The following is a 21,185-nucleotide window of genomic DNA, read 5'->3' on the forward strand; positions in this document are numbered from 1 at the left end:
CAATGATGGACCATCGGTCTACCAATTTTTATTGATGTGCAGTCTCTCGACTTTTCACTGCAAGCTGGGTAGCATTTCCAATTGAAAAGGTTCCACCCTGCTGACAAAAGCCCCTGGGATCTCCGGATATTCATTTTCGGTAGGCAGGGCGGTCATTTTTGTAAGGTGATCAGTAGGACGTCCCAGGTATGAAAAGGCAACAGACGCACATAGAAAAACCCCCGGGTACTTACTGGCTGAACCAATAAGTCGATACCGGGGGACTAATTGCCGAATTTTACACCGCGTGGTGATGGCGTTCAACAGTTCAATAGTCTAACCATAGGACTCGTCGGGAGCACTTTTCCCTTTTACGCACGGAATGAATGAAGCAAACAAGTCACCTGATTATTCGAAAAAGTCCTCATCAACTTCCACGATTTTGACTACCTGCTGGACTTGAACACCAACACCAAAACGAATCATCAACTTAGCCAATCTTTCACCATCAATGAGCACCACGCGCGCATTCAACTATTGGCATAAGCAACAGCCGCATCAGTGAATGCACCGGTTGTGAAAAAGACGCCCTGATTTGCCTGAACACCATGAAGCGCGCCAACAAATGCTTGAACCTCTGGCCGACCAACCTTGTTCGATGCCGAGTACCGCTTAGCCTGCACATAAATACGACTAATAATACCCAGCGCATCCTGGTCAATGACCCCATCAATGCCACCATCGTTACTTAATTGCGTGCGGGTCGCACTCCCAGACGTACCACCGTAACCCATCGCGATGAGCAAATCTAAAACTGCCTGCTCAAAGAACACCGGCGCATTGTTGCGCAATCGCTCCAACAAATCCGCCGAAATCCCAGCGTGCAGCCGCTCAAGGCCGGCTTCTATTTGCTCGGTAGGCGTCAGCTCGGCTTCTTGCTTTTCGACGCCACCCTCCTCTTCATCAACCGCCCTTTGAGCAACTCCACTTGGGTCCTGTATCCCGTGGTTTTGTGCGAACTCAGCAAGGTCACTTTGTGAAATACCTTCCGGATACCGCGCCTGAAGCTTCCTACCCAAATCATTAATCGAGTAGTGGGCACGCTGTGGACGATCCAAGCATTGTGCCCTGTGGAGATACGTGATCGCCCAGCTGATGCGGCTGACATAAGTGGGCTGACCAGAGCTGATGAACTGCTTTCGATCCTCTTCCGTAATTACAGTTGCCTCTGCAACGGACTCGATCAAATCTCGGCGGACCACGGTCTGATCTTGGGAGAGTTCGTTCAGAACCGGCAACATGTACTCATGCCACTTGAAAATGGCCATTTAAAGAAGCCCTTGGAATGCACGGGTTTGGAGGGATTTTTGAAGTTCAATTAGTTTTAGTTTTTTGTTGTTTACAAGAGATTTAGTGTGTTCAATTTTCTGAACGATTTGTTCAAAATCTTGTTGTGTTTCAGGATCAACTTTAGGAATTTCGAGTTGCAGAAGCTTTGCTTTAGGGATGTTCTTCATCGACCCCCCAGTGCCTGAACAAAGTCGACTTATTTTTGCTCGCGTCTCTGGTAGTTGAAGAAGCGTCCGGTAGAAGACTGGTGACGATTCCTTGTTCTTCCAATGAAATCGCCAAATTTTATCTGGAAGAGCTAAGTTTGTGTCAACATCTTCAGGAACGAGGGCGGTGGCACCAACAAGCTCAGCGGTATTGGCACGGCTAATGAGGAGATCACCTGGGCGAACGAGATGCTCGGACGGTGGAATATAATCAGCCGGAAGATTTTTACTTTCACCTGGCTTAAATTGACCTGAAGTGACAGCACTGATTTTTAGTACCTTATATGGGGTCTTAGTTTCTTGGTGCTTATCTACAATGCTTTTTCCACCAATCAGCGTTGCCACATCGCCGAGGGGTTCGGTGATCATCAATTCTTCCGAGAACTGCTGGTGGAAGTGTGCCTGAATCAGCTCATCGAACTTGGAAAGTTGTGAATTAACCTCTTCGATGGACTTAGAAACTTGGTCAAGAATTTTTGCAATTCTTTTCTGTTCCTCGAGAGGAGGAAGTGGGATCATGATGTGTGCAACGGCCGCTGGGCGAGCACGATTTAAAGAACCTCCGACTCCAGCTACAGTATTCATCAACTGTGCATGGAAAAAATCGGAAACTAGAAAGTGCTTAAGAAAGCTTGGATCTAGCCATTCATCTGGATGAAATACGATCCACTCCGAGCTTCCGAGCACTTGATTGTCATGGTGAGTAACAATCCATGCTCGCCGAATGTGAGGAACGATCTTTGACAGTAGAACGTCATTTTCCTGCAGAGCGGTTTTGCTAGATTTTATCTGAGATCCGATTACTTGTTCGGGGACTCCTTCATCAAATGAAGGGATACTGTAGAGGGTGAATTCCTCGTGAGGGACACGTGCAGGGTTTATAGAAGATGTTTTTCTATAAAATTCGCCGAGTTTCACCATTGGCCATTTAGATCCTTTTGACACTATTTTTCACCTCGCAGTAACCGTTCGAGGTTGTCAATACTAGATTTGATTTGAATGTCTAAGGTTTGGATTTCTTCCAAGATATCCAATGGGGCACGAATATCTTCAGACTCAAAGACGATTTCCTTAAAACGATTCATCGACAGGTCATATTCTGCTTCGCGGATCTCATCTACGGGAACTGCAAAGGATTGCTCAATTCGTGCACGATCGAGCTCAGTTGTGTTTCGATCACTCCATCGAGCAAGCACATCCGGCAGGTTGTTTCGCTCATGCTGTTCAGGGGTTAGCTGAACAGTAGCTGGTTTATCACCGATGACCTCTGGATCTGGTTCGCGATCGGTAGGACGGGGGCCAAGAAGATGTGCATTTAGCAATGGTGTTCTCTTATCGTCCAATGAGAAACCATCAGCTTTGACTTCGTAGAACCACACATTGTCGGTCTCGCCGTGATCGGTTCGTGTGAAGCACAGAATTGCAGTTGAAACGCCGGAGTACGGTTTAAAAGTTCCGGATGGAAGCTTAATCACTGCGTCTAGTCGTTGATCATCAATTAGATGCTTGCGCAGGGCTTTGTGGGCACGCGAAGATCCAAAGAGAACGCCTTCGGGTACAATGACCGCTGCTCGTCCACCAGGCTTGAGTAGCTGTAGGAAACGTGCAACGAACAGAAGCTCTGTCTTCTTGGAAGAAAACAACTCCGAAAGTGCAGGATCCATGGAAGTTGCGTCAATCGAACCAGCAAAAGGTGGGTTTGCTAGAACAACGTCATAGGCCTCAATGTGCTTAGGATCTAGTTGTTGAAGTGAGTCCTGGTAGGAAATGTTTGGGTCGGTAAAGCCGTGCATGAACATGTTCATTGCCGCGATGCGAACCATGACGGAGTCGAAGTCGAAACCAGTTAGCCCATCGTTGTAAAAAGCTTCGCGGACACGGGGATCTAAAAGATCTTTTTCATGGTTTTCCTTAGTCCATTCCGCTGCTCCAACGAGGAATCCAGCTGTACCAGATGCTGGGTCAATAACCTTTTCGGTTGGCTTTGGGCGCATGAGATTAACCATGAGATCAATGATGTGGCTGACGGTTCGGAACTGTCCATTGGTACCAGATGCTGCAAGTTTGGACAGCATGTACTCGTAGAGATCACCACCCATGTCCTTGTTGGGGAATTTTAGGGCATCAATTAGATCCATCACCGTTAGTAGCGTTGCCGCGTTATCAATGCCGAAAGTGGCGTTGCGCATGTGGCGTGCAAAACCATCACTGCCAAGACCTTCGCGGAGGAACGGAAAGACTTGAGTTGTGATGATTTCGCGGCGTTCGGCACCATCAGCAATCTGCATGAGGTTGCGCCAGCGCAAATCTTGGTTTTCTACAGGTATAACATCTTCAGCTTCAACGCCTAGTGAGCGTTGGAAATCAACTGCCGCTTGACGGTCATCGAGTTGTTTAAGAAAGAGTAAGTATGTGAATTGCTCAATAACCGTCATTGAGTTGGAGATGCCGCCGGACCAGAAGGCATCCCAAATTCGGTCGACCTGGCTGCGAAGAGAACCTGTAATCATGGTTGTTGAGTCTATCGGTTGCCAGCGACGAGGTTGTCATTGATTCGAACAAACCTCCGGGGGAGCGACTTCAAGAAGAGTGGCATTGGGAAAGAAACCTTGATCGCCCGCTGAGGTAGCGGGAGATGGGTGGACGGGGCGTCGAAAAGCATTTTTAATGTTTTTAAGGGAATTGTGTGAAGACTAAATTGCCTTTCAACGTTGCGATACCTTAAATGAAAAAGATTCCCATTAGGGGTAATTCGGAATATTTTTGTGAATCTAAATGCTGGAAACGCCCGTACGGGGGTAGTTTGCTTTTCGGTTTACTCCTGAAAGGTAGGGTGTTTTTGGCGGATCGGGGGTGAAAAATCAACTTTTTATTTTCACCTTATTGGGATTTCGCTAGGGTGGACGATGGCAGCAATTGAATGTTGTAAATCACATAATTGCAAGGATTGTAATTTGAACCACACATTGACTGGTGTGAAATTACATTTGCCAGAAGAGCAGTTTGCCAAGTAATCCAAGCGAGAAGGAGTGAGTTTTATGACCACTGCTGCACCCCAAGAATTTACCGCTGCTGTTGTTGAAAAATTCGGTCATGAGGTGACCGTGAAGGATATTGACCTTCCAAAGCCAGGACCAAACCAGGCATTGGTGAAGGTACTCACCTCCGGCATCTGCCACACCGACCTCCACGCCTTGGAGGGCGATTGGCCAGTAAAGCCGGAACCACCATTCGTACCAGGACACGAAGGTGTAGGTGAAGTTGTTGAGCTCGGACCAGGTGAACACGATGTGAAGGTCGGCGATATTGTCGGCAATGCATGGCTCTGGTCAGCGTGTGGCACCTGCGAATACTGCATCACCGGCAGGGAAACTCAGTGCAACGAAGCTGAGTATGGTGGCTACACCCAAAATGGATCCTTCGGCCAGTACATGCTGGTGGATACCCGTTACGCCGCTCGCATCCCAGACGGCGTGGACTACCTCGAAGCAGCACCAATTCTGTGTGCAGGCGTGACTGTCTACAAGGCACTCAAAGTCTCTGAAACCCGCCCGGGCCAATTCATGGTGATCTCCGGTGTCGGCGGACTTGGCCACATCGCAGTCCAATACGCAGCGGCGATGGGCATGCGTGTCATTGCAGTAGATATTGCCGATGACAAGCTGGAACTTGCCCGTAAGCACGGTGCGGAATTTACCGTGAATGCTCGCAATGAAGATCCAGGCGAAGCTGTACAGAAGTACACCAACGGTGGCGCACACGGCGTGCTTGTGACTGCAGTTCACGAGGCAGCATTCGGCCAGGCACTGGATATGGCTCGACGTGCAGGAACAATTGTGTTCAACGGTCTGCCACCGGGAGAGTTCCCAGCATCCGTGTTCAACATCGTATTCAAGGGCCTGACCATCCGTGGATCCCTCGTGGGAACCCGCCAAGACCTGGCCGAAGCGCTCGATTTCTTTGCACGCGGACTAATCAAGCCAACCGTGAGTGAGTGCTCCCTCGATGAGGTCAATGGTGTGCTTGACCGCATGCGAAACGGCAAGATCGATGGTCGTGTGGCGATTCGTTTCTAACGGATTGTGTTGAAACTGCTCTGAAGCTACTTTGAGGCGGTTGCTTCAGAGCGGTTTGGCTGAAAATGTGACGAACTTTGGCTGAGCTTTCGTCGCTTTTGTAGTTCTCGACATTCTCATCGTTCTGGTCGTTCTCATCATTGAAAAGTCACGCTTCTCCTTATATATAGCTGGTTCATAGCCAGTTAAAGGAGGGGCGTGGCTTTTTGCTGCTTAAGGCATGAACCTTTGTTTGAAGTTGGTGCGGTGATGGGGGAGTGTGACCGGATTCGAACAGGAATGTACGACACGTGTCCACCCCTTCTGGAATAGTCAATTGGCATGACCGTTGTATCGCACGCGCTTGGATTTAAGCGATTTAGGCAGGAATCCCTGGAGCTGTCTTTGTTGCGCAGTGACAACTTTCCGGTGGTGCTTGCCGTGGTGGCGCAGTATTTTCCGCAGGGGGCTATCGCTAAGCCAGCCTCAGAGCTGTATCAGCTGCTCAGTGATGATTTCAGGGTGCTGCGGGAAGAGGGATTTGAGCTGCCGAAAAGCCCGTCGGATTATGTGAGTGATTGGGTGAAGTCCCGGTGGTTTGTGCGTCGTCCTGGTAGTTCGCAGACTGGCGAGACCGTGGAACCGAGTGAAGAGCTGCTGGCGGTGCTGGATTCGGTGCAGCGGTGGGATAACCCGCATCGAAGTATTTCGGCGTCTCGTATTGAATCGTTGACGCAAGCGCTTCAGACTTTGGCGTTGGAATCAGATCCCAGCACGGCGAAACGTTTGGCTGAGTTAGAGCGTGAACGCGACAGGATCGAACGCCAGATTGAAGCGGTTCATGCTGGTGAATTTGAGGTCCTCACCACTGTGCAGATAGGTGATCGGGTAGCGGATATCTTGGATCTGGCGGCTTCTATTCCTGCAGATTTTGCCAGGGTTCGGCATGAGCTGAGCGATCTGAATCGGAAGCTGCGCAGGCAATTGCTTGATCCTGAAGACTCCCGTGGTGATGTTCTAGAAGAGATCTTTAGGGGAGTTGATTTGATTGGGGATTCCGATGCGGGGCGCAGCTTCAATAGTTTCTTTGATGTTTTGTTGGATCGCGAGCGTTCAAGTCTGATTGATCGATGGATCAGAGAAGTTCTGGGACGTGATGAGGCTATTGATCTGGATTCAAAATTAAGGACAGGGCTGTACCGAATTTTCCGGGATATGGAGGATGCCAGCTTCGAGGTCAACGGGGAAATGACAGGGCTGGCTCGAAGTTTGCGTCATTATGTCACTACCGAGGAGTTCGCAGAGAGCCGACGCATGATTCAGTTGCTTCGCGATACTCGTAGTGCCGCAGCGAAGGCGGCTGAAGCTGGTGAAGTGACCTCGCTCAATCATATGGACACTCCACTCGTGCGCATTGGTATGGATGTGCGCTCCATTGCTGGATTGAAACTGAAGAACCCAGGTGAAGAACGCGTCGAGGATCTGCCGGAGCCAGTTGAAGAGCAAGAACTAGACACGGAAGTCTTGCTGGAACAGATTCGAGCAAGCGAGATTGATTTTGAGGAATTAGAAGAGGCGGTTGGTTTAGTTCTTGCTGAGCAATCGCATGCCACGATCACCGAGGTGCTGGAACATTTCCCAGCAACACAAGGCCTGGCCAGCATTGTTGGTCTGTTGTACCTGGCGATGCGCGATGGTGTTCCCACAGGTCAAGCGCAAGTCGTGGAATGGGAGAGTGACGATGGCAGACACCGGTGGCGGATTACGGGTTGGCAGTTCATCAGGGGTTTAAGCAGTGACGATTTGGTAGAAAGCGAGATAAATAAATGAATGATCAACTGTGGGAAGGCGATACTGGAACGCTGACCTTTGGGTCCCGTAAAGCGTTGGTTCAATTACTCAAAGGACCCATGGTGAATGCATTGCAGCATGTTGAAGTGTGGCGGGCAATCACCACAGATCAAGACGGTTTGAATGCTGTGCTTAACAATCTGTTCCTCGAATTGGTTCTTGATGAGGATGCGGGTGTTGCATTTACTCGGCCTGCCAATGGTGGACAAGAAGTATTGGTTGGAAATAACAAAACTGAAGCGATGCCCAAAGTGCTGCGCACGGAGACGCTGTCGCATTTTGATACGTTGATCATTTTGATTCTGCGCCAAGAACTCACCATGGCGCCGCCCGGTGAGCGTGTGATCGTGGATCGTGAAGAAATCCGCGAACAAGTATTGCTGTACCGCGTTGATGAGGAACGCGATGAAGCCAAATTAGCCAAACGTTTCGATGCTGCTTTTAGGCGCATTGTGGATTATTCATTGGCTAAAAAGACAGAGACCCCTGAACGATTTGAGGTCTCACCAGCACTGCGTCAGATTTTTGATGCCGACACTGTGGCAGGTGTGCGTGCTGAGTACGAAAAATTTAACAAAGCAGCCCATGATGGAAATGAAAAGGAACAGAAGTGACCAGCGAACAAGCTCTAGATCCTATTCACCCAGGTCAGTTCCGCCTTTCGCGGATCCAGTTGATCAATTGGGGAACCTTCCACGGAACGGTGGATATCCCCGTGACCAGGGAAGGAATCTTGGTTACAGGTGGTTCGGGATCAGGAAAATCCACGCTGATTGATGCGATCACCGCGGTGCTGCTTCCGCAGGGAAAATTGAGGTTCAACTCTGCTGCGCAAGCTAATACCCCGCGGAATAAGGGACGCAGTTTGGTTACCTATATCCGTGGCGCATGGCGTGCGCAGGAGGATCCGCTGCAGGATCAGATTGTGTCTACTTACCTTCGTCCCCGCGCAACCTATTCGCTGGTTGGATTGACTTATTCCAATGGCGAAGGCATTGAGCACACTTTGGTGGCTATCTTTTACCTGAAATCGGGGCACAATTTAACCTCCGACATTTCTTCGTATTACGGTGTGTTTCCCGTTAATCAAGACATTAATGCGCTGCTGGATTTCTTGAAGGAAGGCATTGATAAACGCCAGATCAGAGCAGCTTTTAAGGATGCCACCTTTAGCGATCAGCATTCTGTATTCTCCGGCAAATTTAGGAGTCGTTTGGGGATTTCCAGCGAGGAAGCATTGCTGTTGCTGCACCGCGCTCAGTCGGCGAAAGATCTTCAAAGCTTGGATGATCTATTTCGGGATTACATGCTGGTGGAGCCGGATACCTTTAGCATTGCTAAAACTGCCGTGGAACAATTCCAAGACCTTGAAGGCGCATATGAGCAGGTAGAAGATATTAAACGGCAGATTCACACCCTGGATCCGTTGGTGCAGCTGAAGAATCGGCGGGAGAAAGCACAACAATCCAAAGACCATGCCAATGCGTTGAGGAGGGCACTGCCGACTGTTGGAAATCGCATTAAGAAGGAAGAACAAGAAACACTGGTTCGACAATTTACTGTGGAGCAAACACAGGCGAAGTCGAAGGTGGAGTCCGCCACAATTGAGACAGATCGTGCCCGCGAAATGGAAACCCTCGCGCACGATAACGTCAAGCACATTGTGGGGGCGCAGCATGGAATTTTGAGTGCGAAGAGGGAGGGGGCCGTCGATAAGCGAAGAACAATTAGCGCTGCGCGCGCTAGTCTGGACGCATTGGTCAAGGGGCTGGGCGGTGCGGCGCCGGAATCGGCGGAGGAGTTGTTGGAGCTCAACAATGCTGCGCGGCTGACCGTGGATGAGTACCCGGCGGCGCGGGAAGAGCTTGAAGCTGCAGGTCAGAGGAATGTAGAGGATCGAACGCGCGCGGTTGATGAGTACAAGGCGGCGGATCAAGAGCTGTCTTCTTTGAGTAAAGGCAGCAGTAATATTGAGTACCGTTTGCTGCAGGTGCGGGAAAATTTGTGCCAGGATTTGGGTGTGAGCCCGCGCGATATGCCCTTTGCCGGTGAGCTGATCGATCCAAATAATGCGGAATGGGAACCCGTTGTGCAACGCCTTTTGGGTGGTTTTGCTGCGGAAATGCTGGTTCCTCATGGGTTGTTGCCACGGGTTCGGGATTGGGTAAATGCCAAACATTTGGCAGCGCTGCTGAAATTCAACGGCGTGGTGACAACAGGGGAGTACAAAACCTCGCATTTTCCGGCGGATTCCCTGATCCGAAAAGTTGATGTTGTGGAGTCGCCGTTTCGCGATTGGGTAAATCAAGAATTAGGCAAGCGTTTTAATATTCGGTGCGTGCGCACTCCTGAGGAATTGTCGGCGCTGGGGCCACGCGATCAGGGCGTGACCATTTTGGGTGTGCGAAAATTTGCGCAGCAGACAGGCGATCCGACGACTCGTTGGGAAAAAGATGACCGCCGAAAGCTGGGGGATCGGTCCACATACCGTTTGGGTTCCACCAATGATGCCAAGGTGGAAACGCTCAGAGAGGCCGTGAAAGCCGGCAAAGCAGTTGTGCAGGCAGCTGATAATCGCATTGCTGCAAACCGTGCTGAGCTGCGGGAACTTGAACGGCAGTATCAGGCTTCGCAACAAATTTTGAAAGTGTCGTGGGCTCAGATTGATGTGGAATCAGCCGACGCGGCGATTGCTGAGCTGGACCGATTGCTGGAAGAGCTGAACAACACTCCAGAGGCCACCGAGCTTTCCGCGCGCCATGAGGCGGCGAAGCAGACGCTTGCGAGGGTTTCTGACTTGCTTGTCGCAGCTCAGAGTGAGGAAACCGTGGCGTCGATGAACCTGAAACGCGCCGAAACTGAATTGAAACGGCTCGAAAGCCTGCCGGTTGCGGAGGTTTCTGAAGAAATCGCGCGGGAAGTGGAGAAACTATTTCTTGCCAACACCCGCCGGGTTCACGCCGCCAACGTGGATGAGCAGACCATTGCGCTGCGCGAGGATCTGGACAAACAAATCGATGCCAATGAGGCAGAACTTCGACGTTGTGAAAACCAAATTGTTGGCATTTTGCGCAGCTATATTGAAACGTGGCCTGCGAACCGCGCTGATTTACAAGCTGAACCTGAGTTTGTTGGTGAGGCCATCAACCGCCTCGGCGAGCTTCGCAGCGATCGTTTGGCAGAATTCACCGCTAAATTCCTAGGGCTCATGAACGAGATGTCTACCCGAAACCTCGGCCAAATCTCGCGGCGTCTACGTGATGCGCGCCGGGAAATCGAGGAGCGCATCGAGCCGATCAACGCCTCCTTGGCGCAGTCGGAATTCAACGAAGGTCGCTTCCTGCACATCGACATCCGCGATCAAAGTGGCCCAATCGTGAGGGAATTCCAGCAAAAGCTTGATGCCGCTACCAGCGGTGACCTGGGAACCAACACCGAGAAACAAGCCTTCGCTCGCTACGCGCTGATCGCTGAAATCATCTCCAAACTCGCCTCCCACGACTCCGCCGACGCCCGCTGGCGCAACACCGTTCTAGACACCCGCCGCCACGTCCGTTTCATCGGCCTCGAGCGCGATTCCGACGGCGCAACCGTCAACACCTACGTCGACTCCGCATCACTTTCAGGCGGACAAGCCCAGAAGCTGGTGTTTTTCTGCCTCGCCGCCGCCCTGCGCTACCAGCTGGCTGAACCCGGCGCCCACTATCCCACCTACGCCACCGTCATTTTGGACGAGGCTTTCGACCGCGCCGACCCCGCTTTCACCCGCCAAACCATGAACGTTTTCCACAGCTTCGGCTTCCACATGGTGCTCGCTACCCCGCTGAAACTCATCCAAACCCTCGGCGATTATGTCGGCTCCACCATCGTGGTCAGCTACACCGAAAAACCAAACGCCCAGGGCGCAATTCAGGGCAATTCCAGTTTCTCTAGGATCGAGAAATAACATGCCATTGCTTATCGACGACGCCCTCCACCGCAGCAAAAAATACTTCCACGCGCACTTAAGCGAGCTGCTCCTCGGCGAATACGCAGGCCTCAGCCTGCCCCTGCACCCACCGACAGCTGCTAAAGCCGCTGCCGACATTGATGCCACCAGGGAATTTATCCGCCAATGGGAGGGACGCGATGACGTGGAATATGCCGTGCGAAACTGGTCACCTGTGGGCTTAGGTAAAACTGAAGTACCCGTTAGGCTGACGTTGAACACGATTGAGGAATTAGTTGTGTTTGCGCAGGTAGAGGATGAATGGTCTTCACTTCACGAGAGGTTTTCACAGCTGTCTGGTTTTACAGCGGAGGTGGTGGCGAAACATGTGTCGCTGTGGCGTTCGCTGTCTAACGAGGATCTCTCCAAGACGGTGTTAGTTGTGGAATGGTTTTTGGAGAACCCCAACTCTGGCCTGCTGAAACGCGCAGTCGCGGTTGAAGGCGTGCACACCAAATGGCTTGAAAACCACCGCGTACTCATTGAAACGTTAGTGGCCGACAAACGTGGTGAACCTGGTCGTGCCGATCTTGGACTTGGTGACGCCGAAGCTCGCGTCCGGCTCCGCTTCCATTCCGTAGATGCTCCCGCCGGGCTCACAGACATTGAAGTACCGCTTTCCAACCTGTGTGAATTACAAGAACCGCAAGTAATTCTGATGGTGGAAAACCTCGATTCATTTCTCGCTTTACCCACTTGGCCGGGCGTAACAATTGCTTGGGGTGCGGGCTACCGTGCAGTAGACATTGTTCGAGGACCCTACTTTTCTAATGGTCGGTTGCTGTACTGGGGTGACCTTGACCTGGACGGTTTCAAAATTCTCGATGCCGTCCGCAGCCACGTTCCCCACACCGAATCCGTGCTGATGAACCCTGAAACCGTCTCCCGCTGGCGCTACCTTGGCGTTGCCGACCGAGAATTCAAGGCAGAAAGCTTTGAGAACCTTCACGACTTCGAATCCGATGCACTGGACCTACTCATCACAGGCGGTGAGCTCCGCATTGAACAAGAACGCATCCGCCTCGATGTTGCTGTTGAAGAAATCGAGAAAGTAATTCGTGGGTGAAGTTGTTTCAGAGTTGTTTTTTATTAAACAACTCAGCCTGTAACCTCTTGGTCGTTCTATGCTTGGTCACCATGACTGAGACTCTTTTTGTATCCGCCACAACTGAGGAAGCGGTGCATCTTCCAGATGGAATCGACTTGCTGGTGACTGGCATCGGAACGACCGCAGCAACGATGATTTTGACTAAGGAGTTGGCTACTCGGGAGGTGCTTCCTGCCCGAATTGTCAATATTGGTACGGCGGGAGCTTTGGTGGATGGATTGGCTGGCGTATACGAGATCGAATACGTTCTGCAGCATGATTTCAGTAGCGAGTTAATCGCTGAAATGACAGGAAAGCCATGCTCAAATGGTTCAACTTTGGCCACGAGTGGGCACTTCCCAGTAGCGAGTTTGGCAACAGGAAACTCATTTATTGCAGATTCAGAAACCCGCAACCACCTGGCCACCCGGGCCTCCCTCTGCGATATGGAGGGCGCGGCGCTGGTGGGCGTCGCAAAGCATTTTGGTGTTCCGATTACGCTGCTGAAGCAGGTTAGCGACAGTGCGGATGAGGAGGCTTCGGGGTCGTGGTTTGATGCGGTCGATGCGGGCGCACGACAGTTGGCGGAGGCTGTGCAGGCGTTTAAATAACAAAAACCCGATGCCTGGCGGCATCGGGAGTGAGCATTATTGGCTAGCTTTCTGAGTCTGCTTTTTCTGCAGTGGCAGATGTCGGCTTCTTGCGGCCAAGCACGGCGAATCTGCTTCGAATGGCAGCAAGGGTTTCTTGGCCATTGATACTGGTTGGGGAACCTTTCGTCGTGGCGATCTCAATGTCATCACTGGTGATCTCACCGGCGCGCAAAGCAACCATTTCAGAGTGGTAGCGCACCCAGACAGCCAACGTTGCGGCTACTGGAACGGCCAAGAACGCGCCGATGATGCCGAACATGGTGGAGCCGACGGTGACGGATAGCAAAACAACCGCTGCGTGTAGGTTCATAGCCTTGGACTGCAGGAATGGGGACAAGATATTGCCCTCGATCTGCTGAACCGCCAGGATCAATACAAGTACCAAAAGCGCATTGGTCACGCCGTTGGTAACCAGCGCGATGATGACAGCCAGGGCGCCTGCAGACACCGCACCGACGATGGGGATGAAGCCAGCGAAGAACGTGATCACTGCAAGAGCAAGCGCCATTGGTACGCCGAGAATTAACAGTCCGACGCCGATGAACACTGCATCGACCATGGATACCAAGGCCTGTGCACGGATGAATCCGGCCAAGGTATTCCAGGTACGGGTCAGGACTTCTGTGAGGTGCCAACCTGCGTTTTCACCAGTGAAGCCGCGCATCCATGGCAGGAAACGAGGGCCGTCTTTGAGGAAGAAGAAGGTCAACACCAGCATCACTGCTAGCGTGACAACGATGGATGATGCAGTTGACAGTCCAGAGAACACACCAGAAGCAATGGTGGAAGACTGTGATTGCAGCATGGATGTTAGGTCATTGAGCGCGCCTTCAAATTGCGAGACATCAAAATTAAATGGTGGTCCTTGGATCCGATCCATGAGGTCTTGGGCGCCCGCCGTAGCTTGATCAACCACTTCCTTAGTCTGCGAAGACACACTCGGGGCAATTGCTGCGAAAACGCCACCAATGATGGCGAAAAATCCCAGGATAGTAATCACCACAGCCAAAGCAGCTGGAACTTTATGGTCGCGTAGCCATTTAACAGGTGGCCACAGCACCGTGCAGACTAAAAGCGCGAGGACTACCGGGAGAAGACCGACCCAGATGACGCCCAACATGCGCAGTGCAATGACACCAGCAATGACAAGGACGATGAAACGCAACGCCCAGCCGGATAGCCAACGACCGTCACGTCCCAAAATTACTGAACGGTCTGTGACAGTGCCGGAATCAGCTGCTGGCGTAATAGATAGATCATCGTTAGCGTCCGCCGTTGTCTTTTGGGTGTTTAACGGTGGCTCGAAGTTGTCCTCGATCGCGTCTAGGACGGTTTCGGGCAAATCTTTTGAAGGGATAGAGCTATTTGAGTCATCCCTTTTGGATGGGTTTCCAGATTCTATGCTCACAAAAATCACTATGCCATACGTGTGGGACATTGGGCGTTGTATTTAAGTATGTATACTTTGATTTTTCTTCGTTAGCGATGTTTGAAAATTGCTATCTGTTGGCGCAAGTTGTCATTTTTTGCCTTTGGGATGGCTTTGAGGGCTAGGGGTAAACCCGGATTCTTCCCTTAGTTGGAAGCCTTTGACCTGCGAAAACAAATAAAGTTGAGTGATGTGGGAACAACTTTGTAGAATTGTCCGTTGTAAGGGATGTAAGCTTGAGTCAGGCAGGCTCAATAAGAGCTTTTTGTACTGGGTTTAAAAACTTAGTGCGGAAGCACCAAAGCTCAAGCCGTGGACAATACAAAATCACCTAAAACAGGAGGCACCATAATGGGACGTGCAGTAGGAATCGACCTGGGAACCACCAACTCTGTGGTTTCCGTACTTGAAGGCGGCGAGCCAGTAGTTATCGCTAACTCTGAAGGCTCCCGCACCACCCCTTCCGTCGTTGCATTCGCAAAGAACGGTGAGGTTCTGGTTGGTCAGTCCGCTAAGAACCAGGCAGTTACCAACGTTGACCGCACCATCCGCTCCGTTAAGCGCCACATCGGCACCGACTGGACCGTAGCGATCGATGACAAGAACTACACCTCACAGGAAATCTCCGCTCGTACCCTGATGAAGCTGAAGCGCGACGCTGAGGCTTACCTGGGCGAAGAGGTCACCGATGCAGTTATTACTGTTCCTGCATACTTCGAGGACTCCCAGCGTCAGGCAACTAAGGAAGCTGGCCAGATCGCAGGCCTAAACGTGTTGCGTATTGTTAACGAGCCTACCGCTGCAGCACTTGCATACGGCCTGGAAAAGGGCGAGCAAGAGCAGACCATCTTGGTATTCGACCTCGGTGGTGGCACCTTCGACGTCTCCCTGCTGGAAATCGGCGATGGCGTTGTTGAGGTTCGCGCAACCTCCGGCGACAACGAGCTTGGTGGCGATGACTGGGATCAGCGCATCGTTAACTGGTTGGTAGAGAAGTTCCAGTCCGCTAATGGCATCGACCTGACCAAGGACAAGATGGCCCTGCAGCGTCTGCGTGAGGCTGCTGAGAAGGCAAAGATTGAACTTTCCTCTTCCCAGAACGCCAACATCAACCTTCCTTACATCACCGTTGATGCTGACAAGAACCCACTGTTCTTGGATGAGAACCTCTCCCGTTCAGAGTTCCAGCGCATCACCCAGGATCTGCTTGACCGCACCAAGAATCCTTTCAACCAGGTTATTAAGGATGCAGGCATCTCCGTTTCCGAGATCGACCACGTGGTCCTCGTTGGTGGTTCCACCCGTATGCCAGCAGTGACCGACCTGGTCAAGGAGCTCACCGGTGGCCGCGAGCCAAACAAGGGCGTTAACCCTGACGAGGTTGTTGCAGTCGGTGCTGCCCTGCAGGCAGGCGTGCTGCGCGGCGAGGTTAAGGACGTTTTGCTTCTCGACGTCACCCCGCTTTCTCTTGGCATCGAAACCAAGGGTGGCGTGATGACCAAGCTCATCGAGCGCAACACCACCATCCCAACCAAGCGTTCCGAGACCTTCACCACCGCAGAAGACAACCAGCCTTCTGTTCAGATCCAGGTCTTCCAGGGTGAGCGTGAAATCGCTTCCGCCAACAAGCTGCTCGGATCCTTCGAACTCGGTGGCATTGCACCTGCACCACGTGGCGTTCCTCAGATCGAGGTCACCTTCGACATCGACGCTAACGGCATCGTCCACGTCACCGCTAAGGACAAGGGCACCGGCAAGGAAAACACCATTACCATCCAGGATGGCTCCGGTCTTTCCCAGGATGAGATCGACCGCATGATCAAGGATGCGGAAGCTCACGCTGAAGAGGACAAGAAGCGCCGCGAGGAGCAGGAAGTTCGCAACAACGCTGAGTCCCTTGTTTACCAGACCCGCAAGTTCGTTGAAGAGAACTCCGAGAAGGTTTCCGAGGATCTTAAGACCAAGGTTGAGGCAGCTGCCGCTGGCGTTGAGGAAGCACTCAAGGGTGATGACCTCGAGGCCATCAAGACCGCTGTAGAAAAGCTCAACACCGAGTCCCAGGAAATGGGCAAGGCCATCTACGAGGCTGACGCTGCTGCTGGCGCTACCCAGGCTGATGCAGCTGCTGCAGATGACAACGTTGTTGACGCTGAGGTCGTGGAAGACGATGCAGCTGACAACGGTGAGGATAAGAAGTAATGACAACCCCTAACGGAATGCCCAATAACCCCGGCGATCCCGAAAACACCGATCCGGAGGCTACCTCCGCTGATCGTGCCGAGCGAGCTGCTGAGGAATCAGCCGCCCGCCAGGAAGAGGATCCGGAGGCTGGACAACCCGCAGAGGCTGCAGCAGAGATTGATCCCGAACTCGAGGCAGAAATCAACGCAGCGCTTGCTGATGTTGAAGCCGAAGGTGCAGCAACTGACGTAGAAAGCCAATTGGCAGAACGCACTGAAGATTTGCAGCGCGTTACCGCCGAATACGCTAACTACCGTCGCCGCACCGAGCGTGAACGCCAAGGCATTATCGATACCGCCAAGGCTGGAGTGGTTTCCCAGCTGCTCCCACTGCTTGATGATCTAGATCTTGCTGCACAGCACGGTGATTTGGAAGAAGGCCCAATGAAGGCGCTTTCCGACAAGTTGGCCAGCGTCCTTGGTGGTCTCAAGGTTGAATCCTTCGGCGTTATCGGCGAAGAATTCAACCCTGAGGTGCACGAGGCTGTCCAGGATCTCTCCCAGGGTGACACCAAGGTTCTCGGCACGGTACTCCGCAAGGGATACCGTCTGGGTGACCGCGTCATCCGCACCGCAATGGTTATCATTGCGGACCCTGAGAACTAGTTCTCTAAAAAGTTCGGGGCGGGGAGTTGGATCTCCGCCCAGTGGTTTCGCCGTTGTCCACGGCCACGCTTGACCCACCGGCGGGCACCCCTAACAGGGATTGTCCGCCGGTGGATGGACAACAAATAGTTAATAATTTAAAGACGATAAACCTTTAAGAAGTACACATAACTACACAACAATCCCCATATTTAAGACGATGAGAGGAGGGGATGCCCAGTGAATAACAGCGAATGGGCAAATAAGAACTATTACGCAGACCTGGGGGTCTCCTCGTCCGCCACTGATGAAGAGATCAAGAAGGCATATCGCAAACTCGCCAGGGAGAACCACCCAGATAAAAACCCCGGCGATAAGGCCGCTGAAGATCGCTTCAAGAAGGCGGCCGAGGCCTACGATGTACTCGGCGATGATAAAAAGCGTAAAGAATACGACGAACTCAAGGCACTTCTAGCATCCGGTGGAATCCGTGGTGGATTCGGAAGTGGAGGTGCGGGATTCCCCGGAGGGTTTCGCACGTCGACGGGCGGATTCGACGCCTCCGACCTCTTCACAGGAGCCGGACAAGGTGGAGGATTTTCTGCGGACGGCGGTTTGGGCGATATCTTCGGTGGCCTTTTCAACCGCGGCGCTGGTCCTCGCCAGTCAGCTCGGCCGACGCGGGGGGCGGATGTAGAAACCAACATCACCCTCGAGTTTGTTGAAGCAGCCAAGGGAACCACAATCCCAGTGGAACTCACCGGTGATGCCCCATGTAGCACCTGCCATGGATCGGGCTCCAAATCCGGACACCCAACGCAGTGTTCAACCTGTAATGGCATCGGCTTTACCTCGGAAAACAAGGGTGCATTTGGATTTTCAGCTCCTTGTACCACCTGTGGTGGCAGCGGTGAAGTAATTACCGATCCTTGCGATAACTGCCATGGCACTGGAACTGTGCGTAAATCACGTTCCATCACCGTGCGTATCCCTGCTGGCGTAGAAGACGGCCAAAAGGTGCGTCTTGCAGGCCAAGGTGAAGCGGGTCCCAATGGCAAGCCCGCTGGCGATTTATTTGTCAAAGTGCATGTGAAAAAGGACAAAATTTTCACCCGCGATGGCAACAATATTCAGGTCAGCGTGCCAGTAAGCTTCTCTGAACTTGCTCTTGGTGGTGCGATCTCTGTGCCGACCTTGAATAAGCCAGTGAAATTGAAGCTGCCTGCAGGAACCCCAGATGGACGAACCCTCAGGGTACGTGGCAGAGGCATCGAAACCCGCGGTAATACCGGCGATCTTATGGTCACCGTACAGGTTGCAGTGCCAAAGGATCTGGATGAGAAGGCAACCGCGGCATTGCAGGCATATGCAGAAGCGGAAGCTGAATCTGGTTTTGATCCCCGCGCTAATTGGGCCGGTAAAAATCGTTAAAACAGCTAGAAGCTATTAGCAAAACGGCATAAAATCCCGATGAAAGGAGGTGACGGAACGAAATGGCATCAAAGGAAAAAGATCAAGATAGTGCAGGGCACTTTGATCGTGCTGATTTCCAGGGTGAAGTCTTCGTCATCTCTGTCGCCGCGGAACTTGCCGGTATGCATGCGCAAACCTTGAGAACCTATGACCGCATGGGTCTTGTTATCCCAAAGCGCACCAGAGGTGGCGGGCGCCGCTACTCCATTGAAGATGTTGAATTGCTACGCAAAATCCAGCATCTCAGCCAGGAGGAAGGCGTTAACTTAGCAGGCATCAAGGCGATTATTGAGCTTGGTGAAGAAAACCGAAATCTCAAAGAATCACTGCGTAAAACCCAGGCTGAAAACGAAGCACTCAAAGAACAGGTGCGAAGTGGCAGGCCTCGCGGTGAGCTTGTGCATGTGCCACGATCCACTGCTGTGGTGATGTGGGAGCGTCGCAAAGGCCGCTCGAATTAGCAATGCTTTAAGCCAGTCAAGTTTTTAAAAGGCGTTGTATCCGAAAGGATGCAGCACCTTTTCTTTATATACGGGGGTAGTTCTCACATCGTGATTATTGGTGCTAAGCAGGATAAATTTTAATTTCAGGGGGTAAATTTCTGAGTTCACTCTAGCCGTGGCGGGCGGTTCCCACCTATGGTTGCTGCTAAGAGTGCGAATGTGCTCGCCATCACATAACTTGAACATTTGTCACTCAGCACACAGTAAAAGTGCGTGAATGACGGTTTGAAGGAGATCCCATGACTGTTTATGCAAACCCAGGAACTGAAGGCTCGATCGTCAATTTTGAGAAGCGTTATGACAACTATATTGGTGGCCAGTGGGTTCCACCAGTAGAAGGTCAATACCTGGAAAACATCACCCCAGTTACCGGTGAGGTCTTCTGTGAGGTGGCACGTGGCACCGCAGCTGATATTGAGCTCGCACTCGACGCTGCACACAAGGCTGCAGATGCATGGGGCAAGACTTCTGTTACTGAGCGCGCATTGATCCTGCACCGCATCGCGGACCGCATGGAAGAGCACCTTGAGGAAATCGCAGTTGCAGAGACCTGGGAGAACGGCAAGGCTGTTCGTGAAACCCTCGCTGCTGATATCCCACTGGCAATCGATCACTTCCGCTACTTTGCGGGCGCAATCCGCGCACAGGAGGATCGCTCCTCCCAGATCGATCACAACACCGTTGCTTACCACTTCAACGAGCCAATCGGCGTTGTTGCACAGATCATCCCTTGGAACTTCCCAATCCTCATGGCTGCGTGGAAGTTGGCACCAGCACTTGCAGCCGGTAACACCATCGTCATGAAGCCAGCTGAGCAGACCCCAGCATCCCTGCTCTACGTGGTCAAGCTCATCGAGGACCTGATCCCAGCAGGCGTTCTTAACATCGTCAATGGTCTTGGTGAAGAAGCCGGAACCGCGCTGTCTAGCTCCAACCGCATCGGCAAGATCGCCTTCACCGGTTCCACCCAGGTGGGCAAGATTATCAACCGTGCAGCATCTGACAAGATCATCCCAGTTACCCTCGAGCTCGGCGGTAAGTCTCCTTCCATCTTCTTCGAAGATGTTTTGGCTAAGGATGATGCTTTCGCTAAGAAGGCTGCTGAAGGCTTTGCAATGTTCGCCCTCAACCAGGGTGAAGTTTGCACCTGTCCTTCCCGTGCACTTGTTCACGAGTCCATCGCAGATGAGTTCCTCGAGCTCGGCGTCCAGCGTGTTAAGTCCATCAAGCTGGGCAATCCTTTGGACACCGAGACCATGATGGGTGCTCAGGCTTCCCAGGAGCAGATGGAAAAGATTGGTTCCTACCTCAAGATTGGTCCTGAGGAAGGTGCAGAGACCCTCACCGGTGGCCACATCAACAAGGTTGAAGGTCTGGAAAACGGCTACTACATTGAGCCAACCGTTTTCCGTGGCAACAACGATATGCGCATCTTCCAGGAAGAAATCTTCGGACCAGTTCTCTCCGTTGCTACCTTCAAGGACTTCGACGAGGCAATCCGCATTGCAAACGACACCAACTACGGCCTTGGCGCCGGCGTTTGGAGCCGCGATCAGAACACCATCTACCGTGCAGGCCGCGCTATTCATGCTGGTCGTGTCTGGGTTAACCAGTACCACAATTACCCAGCGCACTCCGCTTTCGGTGGATACAAGGAGTCCGGTATCGGCCGTGAGAACCACCTCATGATGCTGAACCACTACCAGCAGACCAAGAACCTGCTCGTCTCCTACGATCCAAACCCAACCGGTTTGTTCTGATCTCTTAATTAAGACCTGAGGCCGTC

The 21,185-nt window shown here is 52.1% G+C and carries 15 protein-coding genes; 11 read left to right on the forward strand and 4 right to left on the reverse strand.

Annotated elements, in window-relative coordinates; translation table 11 throughout:
* Positions 1 to 509 precede the first annotated feature (509 nt).
* From SFC07_RS09120 to SFC07_RS09130, 3 genes are read right to left on the reverse strand one after another with little or no spacing between them, the layout of a single operon-like run.
* Positions 510 to 1,307, reverse strand: a complete 798-nt coding sequence (locus SFC07_RS09120) for a restriction endonuclease (RefSeq protein ID WP_411207932.1) — start codon at positions 1,305 to 1,307, stop codon at positions 510 to 512.
* Positions 1,308 to 2,480, reverse strand: coding sequence for a restriction endonuclease subunit S (locus SFC07_RS09125; protein ID WP_411207933.1), 1,173 nt, complete (start codon positions 2,478 to 2,480; stop codon positions 1,308 to 1,310).
* Entirely contained in the window at positions 2,480 to 4,045 is a 1,566-nt protein-coding gene (locus tag SFC07_RS09130; protein WP_411207934.1) for an N-6 DNA methylase, read from the reverse strand. Before SFC07_RS09130 ends, SFC07_RS09125 begins: the two co-directional genes overlap by 1 nt.
* A 528-nt stretch (positions 4,046 to 4,573) precedes the next feature.
* On the opposite strand from SFC07_RS09130, the gene adhP reads away from it, so the two are divergent.
* The 6 genes from adhP (at position 4,574) to SFC07_RS09160 (ending at position 13,127) form a co-directional block, all read left to right on the forward strand.
* Positions 4,574 to 5,611, forward strand: coding sequence for an alcohol dehydrogenase AdhP (adhP, locus tag SFC07_RS09135; RefSeq protein WP_211439474.1), 1,038 nt, complete (start codon positions 4,574 to 4,576; stop codon positions 5,609 to 5,611).
* A 321-nt stretch (positions 5,612 to 5,932) separates the two neighbouring features.
* The gene (locus SFC07_RS09140; protein ID WP_411207935.1) at positions 5,933 to 7,420 is read left to right on the forward strand and encodes a DUF3375 domain-containing protein; all 1,488 of its coding nucleotides are present in this window, start codon (positions 5,933 to 5,935) and stop codon (positions 7,418 to 7,420) included.
* A complete protein-coding gene (locus SFC07_RS09145) occupies positions 7,417 to 8,055 on the forward strand; it encodes a DUF4194 domain-containing protein (RefSeq protein WP_411207936.1) in 639 nt (212 codons plus the stop codon). Before SFC07_RS09140 ends, SFC07_RS09145 begins: the two co-directional genes overlap by 4 nt.
* Entirely contained in the window at positions 8,052 to 11,387 is a 3,336-nt protein-coding gene (locus tag SFC07_RS09150) for an ATP-binding protein (protein WP_411207937.1), read from the forward strand. Before SFC07_RS09145 ends, SFC07_RS09150 begins: the two co-directional genes overlap by 4 nt.
* A 1-nt stretch (position 11,388) precedes the next feature.
* Positions 11,389 to 12,495 carry a Wadjet anti-phage system protein JetD domain-containing protein gene (locus tag SFC07_RS09155; RefSeq protein ID WP_411207938.1) on the forward strand — a complete coding sequence of 369 codons (1,107 nt, stop codon included), beginning with the start codon at positions 11,389 to 11,391 and terminating at the stop codon, positions 12,493 to 12,495.
* A gap of 71 nt (positions 12,496 to 12,566) precedes the next feature.
* Positions 12,567 to 13,127, forward strand: coding sequence for a nucleosidase (locus SFC07_RS09160; protein ID WP_074506088.1), 561 nt, complete (start codon positions 12,567 to 12,569; stop codon positions 13,125 to 13,127).
* Between the two features lie 43 nt (positions 13,128 to 13,170).
* On the opposite strand, the gene SFC07_RS09165 is transcribed toward SFC07_RS09160, so the two are convergent.
* Positions 13,171 to 14,607 carry an AI-2E family transporter gene (locus tag SFC07_RS09165; RefSeq protein WP_411207939.1) on the reverse strand — a complete coding sequence of 479 codons (1,437 nt, stop codon included), beginning with the start codon at positions 14,605 to 14,607 and terminating at the stop codon, positions 13,171 to 13,173.
* 342 nt (positions 14,608 to 14,949) lie between these two features.
* Here SFC07_RS09165 and dnaK point away from each other — a divergent pair, with 342 nt between their 5' ends.
* From dnaK to SFC07_RS09190, 5 genes are all read left to right on the forward strand, one after another.
* On the forward strand, positions 14,950 to 16,797 hold the full coding sequence (dnaK, locus tag SFC07_RS09170) for a molecular chaperone DnaK (protein ID WP_411207940.1): 1,848 nt from the start codon (positions 14,950 to 14,952) through the stop codon (positions 16,795 to 16,797).
* Positions 16,797 to 17,444 (forward strand): nucleotide exchange factor GrpE, encoded by a 648-nt coding sequence (gene grpE / locus SFC07_RS09175; RefSeq protein ID WP_411207941.1) that lies wholly within the window; start codon positions 16,797 to 16,799, stop codon positions 17,442 to 17,444. Before dnaK ends, grpE begins: the two co-directional genes overlap by 1 nt.
* A 219-nt stretch (positions 17,445 to 17,663) precedes the next feature.
* On the forward strand, positions 17,664 to 18,854 hold the full coding sequence (dnaJ, locus tag SFC07_RS09180; RefSeq protein ID WP_411207942.1) for a molecular chaperone DnaJ: 1,191 nt from the start codon (positions 17,664 to 17,666) through the stop codon (positions 18,852 to 18,854).
* Between the two features lie 62 nt (positions 18,855 to 18,916).
* Positions 18,917 to 19,357, forward strand: coding sequence for a heat shock protein transcriptional repressor HspR (locus tag SFC07_RS09185; protein WP_411207943.1), 441 nt, complete (start codon positions 18,917 to 18,919; stop codon positions 19,355 to 19,357).
* 281 nt (positions 19,358 to 19,638) lie between these two features.
* Positions 19,639 to 21,159 (forward strand): aldehyde dehydrogenase family protein, encoded by a 1,521-nt coding sequence (locus tag SFC07_RS09190; protein ID WP_411207944.1) that lies wholly within the window; start codon positions 19,639 to 19,641, stop codon positions 21,157 to 21,159.
* Positions 21,160 to 21,185 lie beyond the last annotated feature (26 nt).

The sequence above is a fragment of the Corynebacterium callunae genome (assembly GCF_046592015.1).
Taxonomy (GTDB): domain Bacteria; phylum Actinomycetota; class Actinomycetes; order Mycobacteriales; family Mycobacteriaceae; genus Corynebacterium; species Corynebacterium callunae_A.

What these genes read in the sequence shown, in the direction of transcription:
- SFC07_RS09120 (WP_411207932.1), bottom strand. Translation starts at nt 1,307, where the DNA reads ATGGCCATTTTCAAGTGGCATGAGTACATGTTGCCGGTTCTGAACGAA.
- SFC07_RS09130 (WP_411207934.1), bottom strand. Translation starts at nt 4,045, where the DNA reads ATGATTACAGGTTCTCTTCGCAGCCAGGTCGACCGAATTTGGGATGCC.
- adhP (WP_211439474.1), top strand. Translation starts at nt 4,574, where the DNA reads ATGACCACTGCTGCACCCCAAGAATTTACCGCTGCTGTTGTTGAAAAA.
- SFC07_RS09140 (WP_411207935.1), top strand. Translation starts at nt 5,933, where the DNA reads ATGACCGTTGTATCGCACGCGCTTGGATTTAAGCGATTTAGGCAGGAA.
- SFC07_RS09145 (WP_411207936.1), top strand. Translation starts at nt 7,417, where the DNA reads ATGAATGATCAACTGTGGGAAGGCGATACTGGAACGCTGACCTTTGGG.
- SFC07_RS09155 (WP_411207938.1), top strand. Translation starts at nt 11,389, where the DNA reads ATGCCATTGCTTATCGACGACGCCCTCCACCGCAGCAAAAAATACTTC.
- SFC07_RS09160 (WP_074506088.1), top strand. Translation starts at nt 12,567, where the DNA reads ATGACTGAGACTCTTTTTGTATCCGCCACAACTGAGGAAGCGGTGCAT.
- SFC07_RS09165 (WP_411207939.1), bottom strand. Translation starts at nt 14,607, where the DNA reads ATGTCCCACACGTATGGCATAGTGATTTTTGTGAGCATAGAATCTGGA.
- dnaK (WP_411207940.1), top strand. Translation starts at nt 14,950, where the DNA reads ATGGGACGTGCAGTAGGAATCGACCTGGGAACCACCAACTCTGTGGTT.
- grpE (WP_411207941.1), top strand. Translation starts at nt 16,797, where the DNA reads ATGACAACCCCTAACGGAATGCCCAATAACCCCGGCGATCCCGAAAAC.
- SFC07_RS09185 (WP_411207943.1), top strand. Translation starts at nt 18,917, where the DNA reads ATGGCATCAAAGGAAAAAGATCAAGATAGTGCAGGGCACTTTGATCGT.
- SFC07_RS09190 (WP_411207944.1), top strand. Translation starts at nt 19,639, where the DNA reads ATGACTGTTTATGCAAACCCAGGAACTGAAGGCTCGATCGTCAATTTT.